This window comes from Pseudomonas sp. 09C 129 (assembly GCF_002843625.1).
In the GTDB taxonomy this organism is placed as follows: Bacteria; Pseudomonadota; Gammaproteobacteria; order Pseudomonadales; family Pseudomonadaceae; genus Aquipseudomonas; species Aquipseudomonas chlororaphis.
In genome coordinates, this window is sequence record NZ_CP025261.1 from 2,485,508 (window position 1) to 2,504,319 (window position 18,812).

The window sequence follows — 18,812 nt, forward strand, 5'->3', positions numbered from 1 at the left end:
CTTCACTTGGGGGAGATGTCACGCCGACATTTCAAGTATTGATCACTATTGAATTCAGTCCAGTTGGCCTTGCTCGTTTTTTAAACAAATTTGGAATACGAGCGCTTCGCTTGAGTTCTCATTGCCGGGCGATATCAGCCACGATGGCAAGAGTTTCGTCGATTACGCGCTTTTCAGTATAGAAATGCGGTGAAAATCTAACCCCTGGGCCACGGGGAATACACACCACCTGCTGCTGTTGCAGCGCCTCATGAACTGCCTGATTATCGATGCCATCGATACTGAACGAGAAAATTCCGCCGCGTCGGGCAGGGTTGAGCGGGGTGTGCAGGCGTACGCCGGGGATAGCATTCAGGCCATCCTGGAGCCACTGGACCCGTTCGGCGATCAAGGTCGCCACGTGCTCCATGCCCACTTCTTCCAATAACGACAGGCTTGCTTCCAGGGCCATGGCGCCGAGCATGTTCGGGCTGCCGCACTCGAAGCGCCGCGCGCTCTTGGCCGGTTCCCATTCGCTGCGGCTGTAATCGCCCATGTGTTCCAGCATGTGCCAGCCGAACTCATGGAGCTTGAGCTGCGCGCGCAGCTCGCTGCGGCAATAGAACACGCCGAGGCCTTCAGGCCCGAGCATCCATTTGTGGCCGTCGGCCATGGCGAAGTCGCATTGATAGGCCTGGACATCGAAGGGTTGGGCGCCCAGTTGCTGGATGGCGTCGATGCAGAACAGCACGTTCTGTTGTTTGCAGCCTGCGCCCAGGCGCTGCAGATCCAGGCGCAGGCCGCTGGCGAACTGCACCGCGCTGATCGCCATCAGCCGGGTGCGCGGCCCGCAGGCGGCCAGCAGAGCGCCTTCCGGATCGTCGCCCTTGAGGCCGACCTGCAGCACTTCCACACCCTGGCTGGCCAGGGCTTCCCAGACGACGCGGTTGGAGGGGAATTCCTCGTCGCTGATGACGATCTGGTCACCTTGTTCCCAAGGCAGACCAAAGGCGACGAATGACAGCGCCTCCGAAGTATTTTTGACCAGCGCGATGTCATCCGTTGACGGTGCATTTAGCAGGCGCATCAGGCGTTCGCGCAGGCGTTGCTCAAGGGCCATCCAGTCCGGATAATCCCGGGCGCCCAGCAAAACGTTCTCTTTGGCGAAGCGCGCCACGGCTTCGGCGGCCCGATTTGGCCAGGGGGCGACAGCTGCGTGATTCAAATAACGCAGGCCCGGGGCCTGTACAAATTCATCAAGAAACATAGTCATGGTCGGATGATCCGTGCATTTTGGCGCAATTTAGGCATAATACGCGGCTTCGATTTTGACCCCGACAGACCTTTTCTTATGCAGAAAGAACCTCGTAAGGTCCGTGAGTTTCGTCGCCGTGAGCAAGAAATTCTCGATACCGCGCTCAAGCTGTTCCTCGATCAAGGTGAAGACAGCGTCACCGTCGAGATGATCGCTGATGCCGTTGGTATCGGCAAAGGGACCATCTACAAGCACTTCAAGTCCAAGGCGGAGATTTATCTGCGCCTGATGCTCGATTATGAGCGCGACCTGAACGAGCTGCTGCACTCTGCCGATGTCGACAAGGATAAGGAAGCCCTGTCCCGGGCCTACTTCGAATTCCGCATGCGTGATCCACAGCGTTACCGGCTGTTCGATCGCCTGGAAGAGAAGGTGGTCAAGGGCAACCAGGTGCCGGAAATGGTCGAGGAACTGCACAAGATCCGTGCTTCCAACTTCGAACGCCTGACCCTGTTGATCAAGGGCCGCATCAGCGAAGGCAAGCTCGAAGACGTGCCGCCTTACTTCCACTACTGCGCGGCCTGGGCGCTGGTGCATGGCGCGGTGGCGCTGTATCACTCGCCGTTCTGGAGCAACGTGCTGGAAGACCAGGAAGGCTTCTTCCAGTTCCTGATGGACATCGGCGTGCGCATGGGCAACAAGCGCAAGCGCGACCCCGATAGCTCCGGCAGCTGATTCATTCAATGGCCTTATGGCGCCATGATTTTTCTATATGGCGCAGTGTCCCAGGAATATACTCAGGCATGGGGCTTGCCAAAACCTGATTTTTGAGTCAGGTTTTGGTCGGTTCACTCTTCCTTCGCCGGAGTCATCCATGATCGTTGATCGTCAAGGCAGGCGTTTTCGCAATCTGCGTATCAGCCTGACTTCTGCCTGCAACTACGCCTGTACCTACTGCGTGCCCAACGGCAAGCGGCTGGTGGCTGCCCAGGACGAGTTGTCGGCCGAGGCCATGGCGCGCGGCGTGGCCTATCTGATCGAGGCCGCAGGCATCGAACGCCTGCGGATCACCGGCGGCGAGCCCCTGGTCAGTCCGAAACTCGAAGCCTTCATGGCGGCGGTGGGGCAAATGGGGCTGGAAGACATCAGCCTGACCACCAATGGCCAATTGCTCGCACGCAAGCTGCCGTTGCTGGTGGATGCCGGTATCCGGCGCATCAACGTTTCCCTCGATACCCTGGACGCCTCGGCTTTCCGCAGCATTGCGCGTGGCGGCGATCTGGCGACTGTGCTCGACGGCATGGACCAGGCTCGCGCGGCGGGCATGAAAATCAAGGTCAATATGGTGCCGCTGCGCGGGCAGAACCTGGACCAGGTAATGCCGCTGCTCGACTACTGCCTGGAGCGTGGCTATGAACTGCGCTTTATTGAGCTGATGCGCATGGGCCACCTGGCCAGCGATTCCAACGCTTTCCTGCAGCAGTTCGTCAGCCTGCAGCAACTGCTGAGCCTGATCGGCGAGCGCTACGAATACCTGCAGGCCGATGCGCCGGTGGACGCCACCGCAGTGCGCTATGAAATTCCGGGGCAGGGCCATTTCGGCGTGATCGCCAACGAAAGCGTACCGTTCTGCCGGACCTGCTCGCGCCTGCGGCTGTCGTCCACCGGCTGGCTGCACGGTTGCCTGTCGTCGAGTAACCGGCATTACGTCGGCGATCTGCTGGACAAACCGCGCCACCAGGCCCTGCCAGCCTTGCAGCGCCTGCTGGTCAAAGCCTTGGGCGACAAGCAGGATGTGGCGTTCTCCGGTGGTGCGACGGTGATGAAAATCATCGGCGGCTAAACGTTCTCCCTGATCCCGCCTCTCTGTAGCCGCTGCCGCAGGCTGCGATCGAGGGCGTAGCCCTCGCCAATCCAGACGCCCCCATTTCTCTCCAGCCAATAGCCTTCACCAGGTTTGTGGCTGCTGCGCAGCCATTCGCAGCCTGCGGCAGCGGCTACAGGCGCCCGAGCTGGCGCGGAAGCTGCATCTCGTGGCCATTCGCCGGTTTTCCGTCACCGGCTTCTGGAGGGAAGGATGCGTAGCCTGGTTTTGCTGCTGGCTTTTTTGGGGCTCGGCGGCTGCATGAATGTCAGCGATATGGGCGAGGGCGTTCGCTATCACATGAGTGATGCGGGTTTTCTCGATCACAGTAATACCCAGCGCTCCAACTCGTTCCGCGTTCAACCGGACTCGTTCATTTTCATCGCCCAGGGCGCCTTTGCGCCGCCGGGTAGCGCTTACCCGCGCCCCAACGTGGTGGCCGAGGAAGCCTTCAAGGGCTTTATCGAATACTTCCCCATGGTCCGCCGCGCCCGGGCGCCGGAAGGTCTGGACCAGGCCATGGCCGAGGCCCGTGAGGTGGGTGCGCATTACCTGCTGTACACCCGTTTCGCCAAGGCCGACGACCGCATCGGCAACTCCGATGAATGGTTCGACCAGGAAGCCGTGGATCGCCTGGGGATCGACAACGGTGTGATTCAGATCATGCTGATCGAGACCAGTACCCAGTATCTGATCGACACCGCGCGGATTCGCAGTCGTGGCGGTTTACTGACGTTCCACGACAAAAAGCCGGAAGACCTGCTTGGCCCGCCGCTCGAACAATACGCCCGCAGCCTGTTAGGCTTGAGCGATTAAGCCAAGCACGAGGAGAGCAGCATGAGTGGTCCGGGCAAAGCCAACGATCTGTTGGCGCAGATTCCCAAGGCGCAGAAGGGCTTGCCGCCGGTCCACCTGTGGAACCCCGACTTCTGTGGCGATATCGACATGCGTATCGCCCGCGACGGCACCTGGTACTACCTGGGTACCCCCATTGGCCGCAAACCGATGGTCAAGCTGTTCTCCACCATCATTCGCCGCGACGGCGACGACTATTTCCTGATCACCCCGGTGGAAAAGGTCGGCATCAAGGTCGATGACGCGCCTTTTGTCGCCGTCACCCTGGAGGTCGAAGGGGAAGGCGAGGCCCAGGTCCTGCGCTTTACCACCAACGTCGACGAGCAGGTCAGCGCCGGCAGCGAGCATCCGCTGCGAGTGGTGATCGACCCGCAGACCCAGGAGCCGGCGCCTTACGTTCATGTACGCAGCAATCTGGAGGCGCTGGTGCACCGCAATGTGTTCTACCAACTGGTGGAGCTGGCGGTGAGCCGTCCGATCGACGGTCAGAACTGGCTGGGCGTCTGGAGCGGCGGGGTGTTCTTCCCGATCGGCCTGGAGCCCTGAGCTGCGAAACCTCTTGTTGATCGAATAAATATCTTGCGACGAAGATCCCCTTTCGGGTATCAATTTGTACATGATTAGACATGTTCGATTTGACAAGAAAAAACGCGTGGTCGATGAACTGATCCGACGCATCGAAAGCGGCCTCATGGAGGACGGTTTCCTGCTGCCGGGCGAGCATCAGTTGGCCCAGGAATTCTCGGTGAGTCGTGGCACCCTGCGTGAGGCCCTGGCCGAACTCAAACGCCGCAACTACATCGCCACCCAGAGCGGGGTCGGCTCCATCGTCACCTTTGACGGTGTGGTGCTGGACCAGCAAAACGGCTGGGCCCAGGCCCTGGCGGACAGCGGGGCGCTGATCAACACCGAGCTGCTGCGCCTGGAAGCGGTGCAGCGTCCCGACCTGCTCAGTCGCTTCGGCACTGACCAGTTCATCGCCCTGGACCGGCGCCGACGCTCTACCGACGGCACCGTGGTTTCCCTTGAACGTTCCCTGATGCCTGCCACCGGAGGCCTGGAAAGCCTGCCGCGAGTAGGGCTGATCGATGATTCCCTGACCATTACCCTGGCCGCCTACGGCTATATCGGCGAGCGCGGCGATCAATGGATCGGCGCCGAGCCACTGGGTGAAGAAGAGGCACGACTGCTGGGACGTCCGGCCGGCAGTGTGTTTCTCAAGGCCCTGCGGACCACCTATGACCGCCGCGGGCGTTTCATGGAACAGGTGGAGAGTTTTCTCGACCCGCTGCACTTTCGCCTGCACCTGGAATTCGGAGCGCAGAAATGATCCCGCTGGATCGCGCTCTGGGCGCCTTTTACGGGCTGGCCCTGGGCGATGCCCTGGGCATGCCGACCCAATCCTTGAGCCGACAGCAGATCAAGCAGCGTTTCGGTGCCATCCATCGCCTGGAGGACGCCGGCCCCGATCAGCCGATTGCCGCCAACATGCCCAAGGGCTCGATCACCGACGACACCGAGCAGGCGATCCTGGTCGGCGACCTGCTGGTCGCGGGCAAGGGCCGGATCGAACCGGCGGCGTTGGCCCGCAGCCTGATCGAGTGGGAAGCGGCGATGCAGGCCAAGGGCTCCCAGGACCTTTTGGGCCCCTCGACCAAGCGCGCCATCGAGATGATCCTCGCCGGCCATACCGCGGAAGAGGCCGGGCGCTACGGCACCACCAACGGCGCGGCGATGCGCATCACCCCGGTGGGCATCGCAGCGAACGTCGACGATGTCCAGGGCTTCATCCGCGCGGTGGTGGAAGCTTGCCAGGTCACCCATAACACCACGCTGGGTATCTCCAGCGCGGCGGCGGTGGCGGCGGTAGTATCCGCCGGGATCAATGGCGTGCCGCTGGGTGACGCCTTGCAGATCGGTGTGCAGATCGCCCTGGAAGCGGAGCGGCATGGTCACTGGGTGGCTGGCGGCCGTATCGCCACGCGCATCAGTTGGGCGCGCACCCTCAGCGTCGAAAGCGACAAGGCGCTGCTGGCCGATCTGCTGTACGACGTGATCGGCACCTCCGTCGCGTCCCAGGAATCGGTGGTGGTGTCCTTCGCCCTGGCGCATCAGGTGGCCATCGGCGAGCTGCAGGCGTTCGAGGCGCTGTGCATGGCCGCGAGCCTTGGAGGCGACACCGATACCATTGCCGCCATCCTCGGCGCGATGCTCGGTGCCTGCCAGGGGATGGAGTGCTGGCCGGCCGCCTTGATCGAGCAGATCAAACAGGTCAACGACCTGGACCTCGAACCGCTGGTGCAGGGGCTGCTGGCCCTGCGTTAAAGACTGGCTGCATGGCCAAGGTTCCCACCACCTGTGCGCGAGCCGTCGCTGAAGCATTTTTGCCATGGATAGCAGGAAACGGCGAGGAGTGCCGGGATGTCTGATCGACTTCCGAAATTGCCGACAATCACAACAAGGGCAACAGGAGCTTTTTCATGAGTGCATCGAACCCCGGGCAAAGCGCCGGGCAACTGGAAACCCGCGGCATCGAGCCGGTGCCGGAAGGCGAGTGCAACGGCCATCCGCTGCAACTGTTCTGGGTCTGGTTCGCCGCCAATATCAGCATCCTCGGCTTGCCGCTGGGGGCGACCCTGGTGGCCTTTCGTGGCCTGTCGATCTGGCAGGCGATCATCGTTGCCATCCTCGGCGCCGCCGGTTCGTTCGCGGTGGTGGGGATCATCTCCATCGCCGGGCGTCGCGGGCGGGCGCCGAGCCTGACGCTGTCGCGGGCGATCTTCGGCGTGCGCGGCAATATCGGCCCGACCCTGGTGTCGCTGATGTCGCGGGTGGGCTGGGAAACCGTCAACACCACTACCGCTGCCTTCGTCCTGCTGTCGCTGTGTTCGATCCTGTTCGGCTCGCCGGTGGAAGCCAAGAGTGCGCCGCTGCTGACCCTGCTGTTCATCGGCATTTTCGTGCTGCTGACCCTGGCCGTCTCCGGCCTCGGCCACGCCACCTTGCTGGTGATCCAGAAGTGGGCCACCTATGTGTTCGGCGCGCTGAACCTGCTGGTGGGCGGCTTCCTCTGCGCCACCATCGACTGGAGCGCGGTGTTCAACGCCACCCCGGCGCCGTTGAGCGCGATGATCATCGGTATCGGCACCATGGCCGCGGGCACCGGTATCGGCTGGGCCAATACCGGTGCCGACATGTCGCGTTACCAGCACAGCAGCGTCAAGGCCTCGCGCCTGGTGGCATCGGCGGCCTTCGGTGCCGGCATTCCGCTGGTGCTGCTGATTACCCTGGGTGGCCTGCTGTCGGTGGGCAACGATGACCTGGCCTCGGCCACCGACCCGATTGTGGCGATTCGCGACATGCTGCCGACCTGGATGGCGGTGCCGTACCTGATCACCGCTTTCGGCGGTCTGCTGCTGTCGAACAACCTGTCGGTGTACTCGGCCGGCCTGACCACCCTGACCCTGGGGCTCAAGGTCAAGCGGGTGTACGCGGTGGTGGTGGACATCGTGGCGATCTTCGCCGGCTCCATCTACTTCATGCTGATCGCCGAGAGTTTCTATGGGCCGTTCATTACCTTCATTTCCTTGCTGGCGGTGCCTCTAACCGCCTGGGTCGGGATCTTCGTGGTCGACCTGATCCACCGTCATTACTACAGCCCCAAGGATCTGCTGGACGTCAGCCCGAGCAGCGCCTACTGGTATCGCGGCGGTGTCGAATGGCGGGCCTTCGGTGCCTGGGCACTGGCTATAGTGCTGGGTTTCAGCTTCACCACCATCGGCACCAGCGCCGAGAACGTCTGGTTCGCCGGGCCGCTGGCCGATTCCTGGCTGGGCCATAACGGCCTGGGCTGGATCGTCACCTTCCTGGTAGCCGGCGGCGTGTATGCCGTGCTGGGCGGGGCCAGGGATCGCCGCGGTGCTTTTGTCGAGAATGCCAATGCCTAGAATGCTGCACACCGGCCAGGTTATCGTCGATCTGGTGATGTCCGTGGAGCGCCTGCCGAGCTCCGGCGGCGATGTGCTGGCGCAGTCCGCCAGCTTCGAGGCCGGCGGCGGCTTCAACGTGATGGCTGCCGCCCAGCGAAACGGCTTGCCGGTGCTGTACCTGGGGCGACACGGCAACGGCCGCTTCGGGGATCTGGCACGTGAGGCGATGCGCGCCGAGGGCATCCGGATCGCTCTCGAGGCCAGCCGCACCGAGGACACCGGCCTGTGCGTGGCGCTGACCGAAGCCACGGCCGAACGCAGCTTCATTTCCTATATCGGGGTGGAAGGCCAGCTGTCGGCTGAGGACCTGGACGGTGTCGCGGTGCAGGCCGATGACTTTGTCTATGTCAGCGGCTACAGCCTGCTGCATGTCGGCAAGGCCGAGGCTTTGCTGGACTGGCTGCTGGCCTTGCCGCAGGGGATCCAGGTGGTGTTCGATCCGGGCCCGCTGGTGGAATCGCCGGACTCCGCGGCCATGCGCCGGCTGCTGCCGCGTATCGATATCTGGACCAGCAACAGCGTCGAGGCCTTGCGCTTCGCCGGGACCTCGACCATCGCCGAAGCCCTGCGACGCCTGCATGACGAACTGTCGCAGGAGGTGTTGCTGGTGGTCAGGGACGGGCCGCAGGGCTGCTGGGTCAGCCAGCATGGCCATAGCGCCCATGTGCCGGGCTTCAAGGTCCGGGCGGTGGACAGCAACGGCGCCGGCGATGCCCATGCCGGAGTCTTCGTCGCAGCGCTGGCGCAGGGGCTGGAGCCAGTGCAGGCGGCGCGCCGGGCCAACGCCGCGGCGGCCCTGGCGGTGACTCGCTGGGGGCCGGCCACCGCGCCGGGTGCTGCGGAGGTGGATGCGCTGGTCAATGGGGATAGCGTCCGAGCCTAGGCGTTTGCCGGCTGAACGAGAGCGATCGCGAGCAAGCTCGTTCCCGCCGGGAGTAGGCCTGCTCGCGATCCATGGTTTATCCCGCCTTGCGCAATGCCTCGATCAGTTCCTGCTTGCTCATGGTCGAGCGGCCGCGAATGTTCTTCGTTCGGGCCTCCTTCAGCAGGCTGTCCTTCGTCTGGGTACTCAGCGACGTCGTGCTGTTGCGGGCATGTCCTTCACGGCTGGCGACGGCACGCCTGGCCGAGGACTGGCGCGCGGCGGTTTTTTCCGAGGCCGGTGTGCGTTGCCCGGAACCGCCAGCCCGTTCCCCTCCACCGGACTGCTTGTTCACCGTGGCCCAGGCGCGCGCTTCGGCCTCGTCCTTGGGCACGCCCTTGGCTTCATAGCCGGCTTCGATATGCGCGGCCTTGCGCTTCTGTTCGGCGGTGTATTTGGCTTTGCTTCCACGAGGCATGAGGGCTCTCCTTTGGCAATGGGTACCTGAAGTTGGGGCGGGAAAAAGGCCGATAAGTGCCCGGGAATCGACGGATGGGCTCTGGATACCCTGCCAGAGGGTGTGATCGCTATCACAGAAGCGCGGCATTTCGCGCAAGAGGGGCAGGCCTGGGCGGCCCAAGGTTTGCCAGGGCGGGGGAAGTCTCGCACAATGCCTGCCCCGGAAATGGATGCGTCTGACGAGTCGTCAGGCCTTTTCGCGAGATGCTCATGGATGATTCTTGCGCCCCAGATCAGGGGCAGCTGATCGACACAGTACGCCCGCTATCAATCCCCTGTTGTGCAAATCCAACCCCGTCACCGGTCTGCCGCTGCCGTGCGGTGTGGTCGTGGCCTGTTTTTAAAGGAATGAACCAATGAATACCCGGATGTTTTTGGCTGCGGCCCTGTTGGGCGGCAGCGTGCTGCTGGCCGGTTGTGGTGACAAGAGTGAAAAGGTCAGCCAGCCCGCGGCACAGGTCGATGCCCGGCAGCAGGAAATCGATAAATACAACCAGTACGTCGGTGCGGCGAACAGCATCAGCGAACCCTTCCAGACCTTCCTCCAGCGTTACCAGCAGTATGAGGTGCCGGCCCTGACGGGCAAGGCGCCGATCACCGCTTTCAGCGTCGGCAACGATATCCTCATCGATCGCCTGAGCCGGGCCCTGGATGGCGCCCTAGCCATCGATACGCCAATCCCGGAAGTGGATCAGGCGGCCCAGGCCTTTTCCGCGGCGCTGAAAACCCTCTCGCCGTTGAGCCATGAACTGCAGACCTACGCCACTTCCAAGGGCTACCTGAGCGACAACGGCGACCTGGCCCGTCGCCAGAGCCAGGCCTATCTGGCCGCCCTGACTGCGGTCAGCGAGAAGGAGCAGGACTTCTACGCCGGCCTGGGCGCGCGTGACCTGGCGCTGACCAAGCAGGCATTCGATGAGGCGCCGAAAGACACCGCGGCCTACTACCGGGCCGGGTTGATCTACTACGGCAAACTCAACACCGCCGATGCCGAGACGCTGTTCGCCGAACCGAACGATCCGCAGGCCCTGGCAGCCTTCGAGAAGTCCCTGGCACTGGTGGCCGACGCGGCCGCGGGCTGGAATGGCAAGGTCAGCGCCCAGGCCACACAGAGCGGCAAGTCGTGCGGTGGCGGCATGCTGGAAATCAATGAGTTCATCGGCCAGTCGCGTTCGATCGTCCGCGACGTCAAGGACGGGGTGTACAAGCGCGCTCCCGAGGGCGCGATGAAGAACCTGCCGGCACAGATGCAGAGTTCGAGCATCGTCCGCTCGGCCAACCGCTACAACCGCACCTACGGCAACATGATCAATCGCTTCAACCATCCGACCTGCTGAGTCGTGGTGATCTTGCAGGCTTCAGGATTAGCCAGCAGTGGAGTAAGTCAGCCACCGATCTCATCGATGAATTCGTCCATGAAGCGCTTCAGGCGGGCATGGCGCACCTGCGCCAGGCGCGCGCCGGTCACGGTCTGGAAGCCCTCGGCCAGGTGCAGCAGCTTGGTGTGGAAGTGGTCGAGGGTGAAGTTCAGGTCGTCGTAGTCGCGGTGTTCGGCGTGCGGGTCGTGGGGATCGTAGAAGGCTCGGTTCAACCGGCCGCCGACATAGAAGGTGCGGGCCACGCCGAGAGCGCCCAGGGCGTCGAGACGGTCGGCGTCCTGCAGGATCTTCGCCTCCAGGGTGCGAGCCTCGATTGCGGCGGAAAAACTGTGGGCTTCGATGGCGTGGGCCACCGCGGCGATCGTCGCTTCGGGCCAGCCCAGTCGGTGCAGCAGGGCCGAGGCCTTTTCCGCTGACAGGCGCGAGGCCTGGGCGCGCAGCGGTGAGCTCTTTTCCACGGCGACGCAATCGTGCAGCAGGGTGGCGGCCAGCAGCACTTGCAGATCGCCGCCGTCTTCCCGGGCGATGCGCCGCGCATTGGCCCACACCCGCTGCAGGTGCGACAGGTCGTGGGCACCATCGTCGACGGGCTCCAGCGCGTGGGGCAGCAGGGTGTTGGCGAGATCGGGCAGGGGAGCAAAAGCGTGGGAAGTCATTTCAGCCAGGCAGTAAAAAATACAGGCGCACACTGTAGCCGCTGCTGCAGGCTGCGATAAGGCCCGCGGGACCTTCGGGCGCCGATAAAAGTGCCGTGCGCTTCGCGACCGATCGCAGCCAGCGGCAGCGGCTACAGGTATCGGGCAATTCCGACATGGACAATCACCCGCCACGACCTCCAGGCATATCCCTGTGAAATACCCGTGCATGTCCTTCCCCTGTCGATCTAATATGGCCGCCTGCCTTCCAACCGAGACCCGCCGATGTCCGTCGAAATCCGTCCAGCCGTGCCCAGCGATGCACCGCAAATCCTTGCCTTCATCAGGGAGTTGGCCGATTACGAACGTGCGCGCCATGAGGTCATCGCCAGCGTCGCCGACATCGAGCGCAGCCTGTTCAGCGAGGGCGCCACGGCCCACGGCCTGATCTGCCTGCGCGATGGCGTGCCGATCGGCTTCGCGGTGTTTTTCTTCAGCTATTCCACCTGGCTGGGCAGCAATTGCCTGTACCTGGAAGACCTCTACATCACCCCCGCACAACGCGGCGGCGGCGCTGGCAAACAGCTGCTGCGGCACCTGGCGCGGATCGCCTGCGACAACGGTTGTGGGCGCTTCGAGTGGAGCGTGCTGGAGTGGAACGAACCGGCGATCCAGTTCTACAAATCCCTGGGCGCCCAGCCCCAGGAAGAGTGGGTGAGGTATCGCATGGATGGCGATGTGCTGCGCGCGTTCGCCCAGGGCTGATTTACCCGGCGCTTCTTTCGTGCAGGAGCGAGCTTGCTCGCGATAGCAATCCTGACAGTCCACTCCATTCTCAAGGCAGCCCTCAAGTTCAGGGCTGCCGTCGTTCGACCAGGGCTCAGGCCTGCAGGTGCCAGCCCATCACATCCAGCAGATCGCAGCTGTCGCGCAACAGGATGGCGCTGGCCAGGTGTTGCAGTCGGTGTTGTCGGCGGCTTTCATGTCTAGCCGCGACAGGCTTTCCAGCAGTTGGTTGACGGCCAGCAGACGGGCGGCGCTGTTGGCGTGGAGGACATCGAGTGGGGTGGTTTTGTCGATCAGCAGGTCGCCGCTGGCATCTCCGCCGAACTCGGCGGCCGACTCAGGCTTCCATAGGCGCGAAGCTTGCCCGCGATGGCATTTTTCCAGGTCCATCGCCATCGCGGGCAGCTTCCTACGGGACTGCGTTTATTGCTTGAGGGTCGCCATGTCGATGACGAAGCGGTATTTCACATCGCCGGCGATCATCCGCGCGTAAGCCTCGTTGATCTGGCGGATGTCGAGCATTTCGATGTCGCAGGTGATGTTGTGCTCGGCGCAGAAATCCAGCACTTCCTGGGTTTCGGCGATGCCGCCGATCAGCGAGCCGGCCAGCACGCGACGGCCCAGTACCAGCTTGGCCGCGTGCACGGGCGGGTCCACCGGCTCGATCAGGCCGACCAGGATGTGTACGCCGTCAAAACGCAGGGTATCCAGGTAGGGGTTGAGGTCGTGTTGCACCGGGATAGTGTCCAGCAGGAAGTCGAAGCGGCCGGCCGCGGCCTTCATCTGCTCGGCATCGGTGGAGACGATCACATGATCGGCACCCTGGCGACGGGCTTCCTCGGCCTTGCTCGCCGAACGGGTGAACAGGGTCACTTGCGCGCCCAGGGCCTTGGCGAACTTGATACCCATGTGGCCCAGGCCACCCATGCCGAGAATGCCCACCTTGTCGCCGGCCTTCACCCCGTAATGCTTGAGCGGCGAGTAGGTGGTGATGCCCGCGCAGAGGATCGGCGCGGCGCTGGCCAGGTCGAGTTTCTCGGGAATGCGCACGACAAAGTGCTCGTTGACCACGATGCTGTCGGAGTACCCGCCCATGGTGTTGCTGCCGTCGACCCGGTCCGGGGTGGCGTAGGTCATGGTCGGGCCTTCCAGGCAGTATTGCTCCAGGTTGGCGGCGCAGGCTTCGCAATGCCGGCAGGAGTCGACCATGCAGCCGACGCCGACCAGGTCGCCCACCTTGTGCCTGGTCACTTGGGCGCCGACGGCGGTGACCTTGCCGACGATTTCGTGGCCCGGCATCAGCGGGTACACGGCGATGCCCCATTCATTGCGGGCCTGGTGGATATCGGAGTGGCAGACGCCGCAGTAGAGAATCTCGATGGCCACGTCGTCGGGACGCGGGCTGCGGCGCTGAAAACTCATGGGGGCGAGGGGAGTGGTGGCGGACTGGGCGGCGTAACCGATGGCTGTGTACATGATGAACCTCGCAAAAGCACTGACAGGTGAGGCGGGCCATTCTCGGCGCCGCTCCCTGGCGCGAACATGGCGATTCCTCGGCATGTCATGCCTATTCCTCCGCCATCGGCCATTTGCGCGCGGCATTGGCGTGCAGACCTGCGATGATGTTTTCATCCCTTTTCCCGTGAAGTTTTCCCCATGTTGTTGACCCGCCATCTCGATGCCAATGCCACCCTGGTGTCCCTGATCCAGCCTCTTGCGACCCGCGACGGTTTCGTTCCCACGGGGCTGCCTGGGGTCCAGGTGTTGCGAGCCAGTTGCGACGTGGCCCGCGGCCCGCATATCTACGAGCCGAGCCTGATGATCATCGTCCAGGGCAGCAAGCTGGCGTATCTGGGCCCGCGGACCCTGGAGTACGGCGCTGGGCATTACCTGATCCAGGCGCTGTCGGTGCCCTTCGAGTGCGAGACCTTCGCCATGCCCAATGCGCCGTTGCTGGGGGTGTCCATCGCCATCGACCGGGCGCTGTTGGGCGAGCTGGTGCTGGCGATGGGCGTTGCCGCGGGGCGCAGTGCCCAGGCGCAGACCCCGGAGTCGATGACCTCGGTGGTGCTCGACGACACGATGCGCGGTTGCGTGGAGCGCCTGCTGCGCTGCCTGCACGATCCTCTGGAGTGCAAGGTGATGGGCCAGGCGCGCTTGCGCGAATTGATGTTCACCGTCTTGCGCGGGCCGCAGGCCGATGTGCTGCGCGCGCTGGTGGAGCAGCACGGGCAGTTCGCGCGGATTTCCGCCTCGCTGAATCACTTGCACGAGCATTACACCGAGCCGCTGAACGTCGAGACCCTGGCCCGTTGCGCGAACATGAGCACCTCGACCTTTCATGAGCACTTCAAGCGCAGCACGCTGCTGTCGCCGGTGCAGTACCTCAAGCGCCTGCGCTTGCTCAGGGCGCAGCAGTTGCTGCTGGGAGAAGGGCTGGGCGTGGCCCAGGTGGCGCATCGGGTGGGCTACCAGAGCACCTCGCAGTTCAGCCGTGAATACAAGCGCTACTTCGAGCGCAATCCGGGGGATGAGCGAGCAGCGTGATGGGGGCGCTCGTCTGGAGGAGCGAGGCTTGCCCGCGATGAAGGGTGAGATGTTCTGACAGATACATCGCCAAGTCCTTATCGCACGCGAGCTGTGCTCCTACAGAAGCAGGGCAGTGGCGCCGGCAATAAAAAAGGCCCCCATTCGGGAGCCTTTTTTCTTCAAGCGTACGCCTTACATGTTCGGGTAAGTCGGACCGCCCGCGCCTTCCGGCGCGACCCAGGTGATGTTCTGCGCAGGGTCCTTGATGTCGCAGGTCTTGCAGTGCACACAGTTCTGCGCGTTGATCTGGAAGCGCTTCTCGCCGTCTTCCTTGGTGATCACTTCATACACCCCGGCCGGGCAGTAGCGTTGAGCAGGCTCATCGTACAGCGGCAGGTTCTTGCCGATCGGGATGCTCGGATCGGTCAGCTTCAGGTGGCAAGGCTGTTCTTCTTCATGGTTGGTGCCCGAGATGAACACCGAGCTGAGTTTGTCGAAGCTGAGCTTGCCGTCCGGTTTCGGGTAGTCGATCTTCTTGCAGTCCGCGGCCAGCTTCAGGCAGGCGTAGTCCGGCTTGGTGTCGTGCAGGGTGAACGGCAGCTTGCCACCGAAGAGGTTCTGGTCGACCCAGTTGAAACCGCCGCCGACGATGGCGCCGTACTTGTGGATCGCCGGGCCGAAGTTGCGGCTGGCGAACAGTTCTTCGTACAGCCAGCTGGACTTGAACGCTTCTACATAGGTGTTCAGCTCGTCGGCGCCTTCGGAACCGGCGAACAGCGCATCGGCCACGGCGTCAGCGGCGAGCATGCCGGACTTCATGGCGGTGTGGCTGCCCTTGATCTTGGCGAAGTTCAGGGTGCCCAGGTCGCAACCGATCAGCGCGCCGCCCTTGAACACCATCTTTGGCAGCGAGTTCAGGCCGCCTTTGCAGATGGCGCGCGCGCCGTAGCTGACGCGCTTGCCACCTTCGAGGTACTGCTTGAGCACCGGGTGATGCTTGAGGCGCTGGAATTCGTCGAACGGCGACAGGTAGGTGTTGCTGTAGGACAGGTCGACGATCAGGCCGACCACCACCTGGTTGTTTTCCAGATGATAAAGGAAGGAGCCGCCGGTGTTCTCGGTGCCCATGATGTCCAGCGGCCAGCCGGCGGTGTGGACCACCAGGCCTGGCTGATGCTTGGCCGGATCGATTTCCCAGATTTCCTTGAGGCCGATGCCGTAGTGCTGGGCGTCGGCGTCGCTGTCCAGGTTGAAGCGCTTGATCAGTTGCTTGCCGATGTGGCCACGGCAGCCTTCGGCGAACAGGGTGTACTTGCCACGCAGTTCCATGCCGGGGGTGTACAGGCCTTCCTTCGGATTGCCTTCGCGGTCGACACCCAGGTCGCCGGTGATGATCCCGCGGACCACGCCGTTCTCGTCGAACAGCGCTTCCTGGGCGGCGAAGCCCGGGTAGATTTCCACGCCCAGGTTCTCGGCCTGCTGGGCCAGCCAGCGGCACAGGTTGCCCAGGGAGATGATGTAGTTGCCTTCGTTGTGCATGGTCTTGGGCACAAAGAAGTCGGGAACTTTGGTCGCGCTGTCGGCGTTTTTCAGGACATAGATGTCATCGCGCTTGACCGGGGTGTTCAGCGGGGCGCCGAGTTCCTTCCAGTCCGGGAACAGCTCGTTCAGGGCGCGCGGTTCGAACACGGCGCCGGAAAGAATGTGAGCACCGACTTCGGAGCCTTTCTCGACCACGCAGACGCTGATTTCCTTACCGGCTTCGGCGGCCTTCTGCTTCAGTCGGCAGGCGGCGGACAAGCCAGCGGGGCCGGCACCGACGATGACCACGTCGAATTCCATGTATTCGCGTTCCACTAGGCTATCTCCTACTCAAGGCTCAACGGTTTTTTTCTAATTGGAGGTTGGGTGTCGCATCGATGGTTTTCTCCGCCAAACAGGGGAGGGGACAATGAACGACCCGCCTTTCTCTCTAGGCGGCGCATTATATCTACACCACTCTTAGCGTCCAATACAAACGTTTGTTTGAATTTGCTGCAGCCCATGTAAATCAAAGAAGCGCGGCTTATGACTGGCCATTTTGGCGTATTGACCAGAATAGGCGTTCCGGTCAAGATACGGTCGGTTTTGCGCTCGCCGTAGGCTGACTGTTGGTTTCAAGAGCACCTCTAAAGACAGGGCGAAGGCAGTACAAGGTGACGCAACGCGCAGTTTACACGCCGCGATAAAGAATGACCGATCAGTCGCCACTGACGAACGGTCATCATCCCGTGAGCAAGGTCATCTGTCTGCTGTTGCAAGAGTCCATGCCAGCGTTTTTAGAGGTGCCCTTGTGCCCGATGAGCATCAACCGCCAGGTTCGCCTAGGCGACTTTCTTTTCACCGGAGAGTAACGAGGAATCCATGAAGGTTCTTGTAGCTGTCAAACGCGTTGTCGATTACAACGTCAAGGTTCGCGTCAAGGCGGACAATTCCGGCGTCGACCTCGCCAACGTCAAGATGTCGATGAACCCTTTCTGCGAAATCGCAGTGGAAGAAGCCGTACGCCTGAAAGAAAAAGGCGTAGCGACTGAAATCGTCGTCGTCTCCATCGGTCCCGCTACTGCTCAAGAGCAACTGCGTACCGCCCTGGCGCTGGGTGCCGATCGTGCCATCCTCGTCGAGTCCGCTGATGAACTGAACTCCCTGGCCGTGGCCAAGCTGCTCAAGGCCGTGGTCGACAAGGAACAGCCTCAACTGGTGATCCTTGGCAAGCAAGCCATCGACAGCGACAACAACCAGACCGGCCAGATGCTGGCAGCCCTGAGCGGTTACGCTCAAGGCACCTTCGCCTCCAAGGTCGAAGTGTCGGGCGACAAGGTTGCCGTGACCCGTGAAATCGACGGCGGCCTGCAAACCGTTTCGCTGAACCTGCCCGCGATCGTCACCACCGACCTGCGTTTGAACGAGCCGCGCTACGCGTCTCTGCCAAACATCATGAAAGCCAAGAAGAAGCCGCTTGAAGTGCTGACTCCTGATGCTTTGGGCGTTTCCACCGCCTCTACCAACAAGACCCTGAAAGTCGAAGCGCCGGCTGCACGCAGCGCGGGTATCAAGGTCAAGTCGGTCGCTGAACTGGTCGAGAAACTGAAAAACGAAGCGAAGGTAATCTGATCATGACTATCTTGGTAATCGCTGAACACGACAACAAGGTGCTGGCTCCGGCCACCCTGAACACCGTTGCCGCCGCTGCCAAAATTGGCGGCGACATCCACGTCCTGGTCGCTGGCCAGGGCGCTGGCGCTGTGGCTGAGGCCGCCGCGAAAATCGCTGGCGTGAGCAAAGTCCTGTCGGCCGACAACGCAGCCTACGCGCATCAGCTGCCGGAAAACGTTGCCCCTCTGGTTGCAGAGCTGGGCAAGGGCTACAGCCACATCCTGGCCGCCGCCACTTCCAACGGCAAAAACATCCTGCCGCGCGTTGCCGCGCAGCTGGACGTCGACCAGATCTCCGAGATCATCTCGGTAGAAAGCGCCGACACCTTCAAGCGTCCGATCTATGCCGGTAACGCCATCGCTACCGTGCAATCGAACGCCGCCGTGAAGGTCATCACCGTGCGCGCCACCGGTTTCGATCCGGTTGCCGCCGAAGGCGGTTCGGCCGCTGTCGAAGCGGTTGCTGCCGCTCATGACGCAGGCAAGTCGAGCTTCGTCGGCGAAGAGCTGGCCAAGTCCGACCGTCCTGAACTGACTGCTGCCAAGATCGTCATTTCCGGCGGCCGCGGCATGCAGAACGGCGACAACTTCAAACACCTGTACGCCCTGGCCGACAAGCTGGGCGCTGCCGTGGGTGCTTCGCGCGCCGCGGTCGACGCAGGTTTCGTACCCAACGACATGCAGGTCGGCCAGACCGGCAAGATCGTTGCGCCACAGCTGTACATCGCCGTCGGTATCTCCGGCGCGATCCAGCACCTGGCCGGTATGAAAGACTCCAAGGTGATCGTTGCGATCAACAAGGACGAAGAAGCGCCGATCTTCCAGGTGGCCGATTACGGCCTGGTGGCGGACTTGTTCGAAGCCGTACCAGAGCTGGAGAAGCTGGTCTAATCCAGCGGCTTCACTTATAAGAGAGCCCGGTCTTTTGGCCGGGCTTTTTTATTGTCTGGGATTTGAGTGGGAGAA

The 18,812-nt window shown here is 62.5% G+C and carries 18 protein-coding genes and 1 pseudogene; 13 read left to right on the plus strand and 6 right to left on the minus strand.

The window, feature by feature from the left end; translation table 11 throughout:
• Nucleotides 1–118: 118 nt before the first annotated feature.
• Nucleotides 119–1,252 carry an aminotransferase class V-fold PLP-dependent enzyme gene (locus CXQ81_RS11405; protein WP_007928066.1) on the minus strand — a complete coding sequence of 378 codons (1,134 nt, stop codon included), beginning with the start codon at nt 1,250–1,252 and terminating at the stop codon, nt 119–121.
• Nucleotides 1,253–1,330: 78 nt separating this feature from the next.
• Between CXQ81_RS11405 and CXQ81_RS11410 the strand changes: the two genes are divergently transcribed.
• The 8 genes from CXQ81_RS11410 to CXQ81_RS11445 all read left to right on the plus strand — a co-directional run bounded on the left by CXQ81_RS11410 (nt 1,331) and on the right by CXQ81_RS11445 (nt 8,825).
• Nucleotides 1,331–1,969 (plus strand): TetR/AcrR family transcriptional regulator, encoded by a 639-nt coding sequence (locus tag CXQ81_RS11410; RefSeq protein ID WP_007928069.1) that lies wholly within the window; start codon nt 1,331–1,333, stop codon nt 1,967–1,969.
• 139 nt (nt 1,970–2,108) lie between these two features.
• Nucleotides 2,109–3,077 (plus strand): GTP 3',8-cyclase MoaA, encoded by a 969-nt coding sequence (locus CXQ81_RS11415; protein ID WP_025804332.1) that lies wholly within the window; start codon nt 2,109–2,111, stop codon nt 3,075–3,077.
• A gap of 234 nt (nt 3,078–3,311) precedes the next feature.
• Nucleotides 3,312–3,914 (plus strand): DUF4823 domain-containing protein, encoded by a 603-nt coding sequence (locus CXQ81_RS11420; protein ID WP_007928079.1) that lies wholly within the window; start codon nt 3,312–3,314, stop codon nt 3,912–3,914.
• Between the two features lie 21 nt (nt 3,915–3,935).
• The gene (locus tag CXQ81_RS11425; RefSeq protein WP_085530238.1) at nt 3,936–4,499 is read left to right on the plus strand and encodes a DUF1285 domain-containing protein; all 564 of its coding nucleotides are present in this window, start codon (nt 3,936–3,938) and stop codon (nt 4,497–4,499) included.
• A gap of 70 nt (nt 4,500–4,569) precedes the next feature.
• Complete coding sequence (locus CXQ81_RS11430) at nt 4,570–5,283, plus strand: GntR family transcriptional regulator (protein ID WP_007928081.1); 714 nt, start codon at nt 4,570–4,572, stop codon at nt 5,281–5,283.
• Complete coding sequence (locus CXQ81_RS11435) at nt 5,280–6,278, plus strand: ADP-ribosylglycohydrolase family protein (protein WP_101337234.1); 999 nt, start codon at nt 5,280–5,282, stop codon at nt 6,276–6,278. The genes CXQ81_RS11430 and CXQ81_RS11435 overlap by 4 nt, the downstream gene beginning before the upstream one ends.
• Before the next feature lie 155 nt (nt 6,279–6,433).
• The gene (locus CXQ81_RS11440; RefSeq protein WP_101337235.1) at nt 6,434–7,900 is read left to right on the plus strand and encodes a cytosine permease; all 1,467 of its coding nucleotides are present in this window, start codon (nt 6,434–6,436) and stop codon (nt 7,898–7,900) included.
• Nucleotides 7,893–8,825, plus strand: a complete 933-nt coding sequence (locus tag CXQ81_RS11445) for a PfkB family carbohydrate kinase (protein ID WP_101337236.1) — start codon at nt 7,893–7,895, stop codon at nt 8,823–8,825. Before CXQ81_RS11440 ends, CXQ81_RS11445 begins: the two co-directional genes overlap by 8 nt.
• A gap of 76 nt (nt 8,826–8,901) precedes the next feature.
• Here CXQ81_RS11445 and CXQ81_RS11450 read toward each other — a convergent pair whose 3' ends face one another.
• Nucleotides 8,902–9,282 carry a Rho termination factor N-terminal domain-containing protein gene (locus CXQ81_RS11450; protein WP_053260217.1) on the minus strand — a complete coding sequence of 127 codons (381 nt, stop codon included), beginning with the start codon at nt 9,280–9,282 and terminating at the stop codon, nt 8,902–8,904.
• 397 nt (nt 9,283–9,679) lie between these two features.
• Here CXQ81_RS11450 and CXQ81_RS11455 point away from each other — a divergent pair, with 397 nt between their 5' ends.
• Nucleotides 9,680–10,660: a DUF3829 domain-containing protein gene (locus tag CXQ81_RS11455; protein WP_101337237.1), complete on the plus strand. Its 981-nt coding sequence runs from the start codon at nt 9,680–9,682 to the stop codon at nt 10,658–10,660.
• Between the two features lie 47 nt (nt 10,661–10,707).
• On the opposite strand, the gene CXQ81_RS11460 is transcribed toward CXQ81_RS11455, so the two are convergent.
• Nucleotides 10,708–11,358 carry an HD domain-containing protein gene (locus CXQ81_RS11460; RefSeq protein ID WP_101337238.1) on the minus strand — a complete coding sequence of 217 codons (651 nt, stop codon included), beginning with the start codon at nt 11,356–11,358 and terminating at the stop codon, nt 10,708–10,710.
• Nucleotides 11,359–11,622: 264 nt separating this feature from the next.
• Between CXQ81_RS11460 and CXQ81_RS11465 the strand changes: the two genes are divergently transcribed.
• Nucleotides 11,623–12,102 (plus strand): GNAT family N-acetyltransferase, encoded by a 480-nt coding sequence (locus CXQ81_RS11465; protein ID WP_007928100.1) that lies wholly within the window; start codon nt 11,623–11,625, stop codon nt 12,100–12,102.
• Nucleotides 12,103–12,217: 115 nt separating this feature from the next.
• Here CXQ81_RS11465 and CXQ81_RS11470 read toward each other — a convergent pair.
• Together CXQ81_RS11470 and CXQ81_RS11475 are read right to left on the minus strand one after the other, a co-directional pair.
• Nucleotides 12,218–12,423: pseudogene (locus CXQ81_RS11470) on the minus strand (short-chain dehydrogenase).
• Nucleotides 12,424–12,546: 123 nt separating this feature from the next.
• On the minus strand, nt 12,547–13,599 hold the full coding sequence (locus CXQ81_RS11475; protein ID WP_101337239.1) for an NAD(P)-dependent alcohol dehydrogenase: 1,053 nt from the start codon (nt 13,597–13,599) through the stop codon (nt 12,547–12,549).
• Nucleotides 13,600–13,779: 180 nt separating this feature from the next.
• On the opposite strand from CXQ81_RS11475, the gene CXQ81_RS11480 reads away from it, so the two are divergent.
• On the plus strand, nt 13,780–14,670 hold the full coding sequence (locus CXQ81_RS11480; RefSeq protein ID WP_101337240.1) for an AraC family transcriptional regulator: 891 nt from the start codon (nt 13,780–13,782) through the stop codon (nt 14,668–14,670).
• Nucleotides 14,671–14,844: 174 nt separating this feature from the next.
• Here the strand turns inward: CXQ81_RS11480 and CXQ81_RS11485 are convergent, their stop codons facing one another.
• A complete protein-coding gene (locus CXQ81_RS11485) occupies nt 14,845–16,509 on the minus strand; it encodes an electron transfer flavoprotein-ubiquinone oxidoreductase (RefSeq protein ID WP_062823162.1) in 1,665 nt (554 codons plus the stop codon).
• Nucleotides 16,510–17,055: 546 nt separating this feature from the next.
• Between CXQ81_RS11485 and CXQ81_RS11490 the strand changes: the two genes are divergently transcribed.
• Together CXQ81_RS11490 and CXQ81_RS11495 are read left to right on the plus strand one after the other, a co-directional pair.
• Nucleotides 17,056–17,805 carry an electron transfer flavoprotein subunit beta/FixA family protein gene (locus CXQ81_RS11490; RefSeq protein WP_007928126.1) on the plus strand — a complete coding sequence of 250 codons (750 nt, stop codon included), beginning with the start codon at nt 17,056–17,058 and terminating at the stop codon, nt 17,803–17,805.
• 2 nt (nt 17,806–17,807) lie between these two features.
• Complete coding sequence (locus CXQ81_RS11495; protein ID WP_009042879.1) at nt 17,808–18,737, plus strand: electron transfer flavoprotein subunit alpha/FixB family protein; 930 nt, start codon at nt 17,808–17,810, stop codon at nt 18,735–18,737.
• Nucleotides 18,738–18,812: the final 75 nt, after the last annotated feature.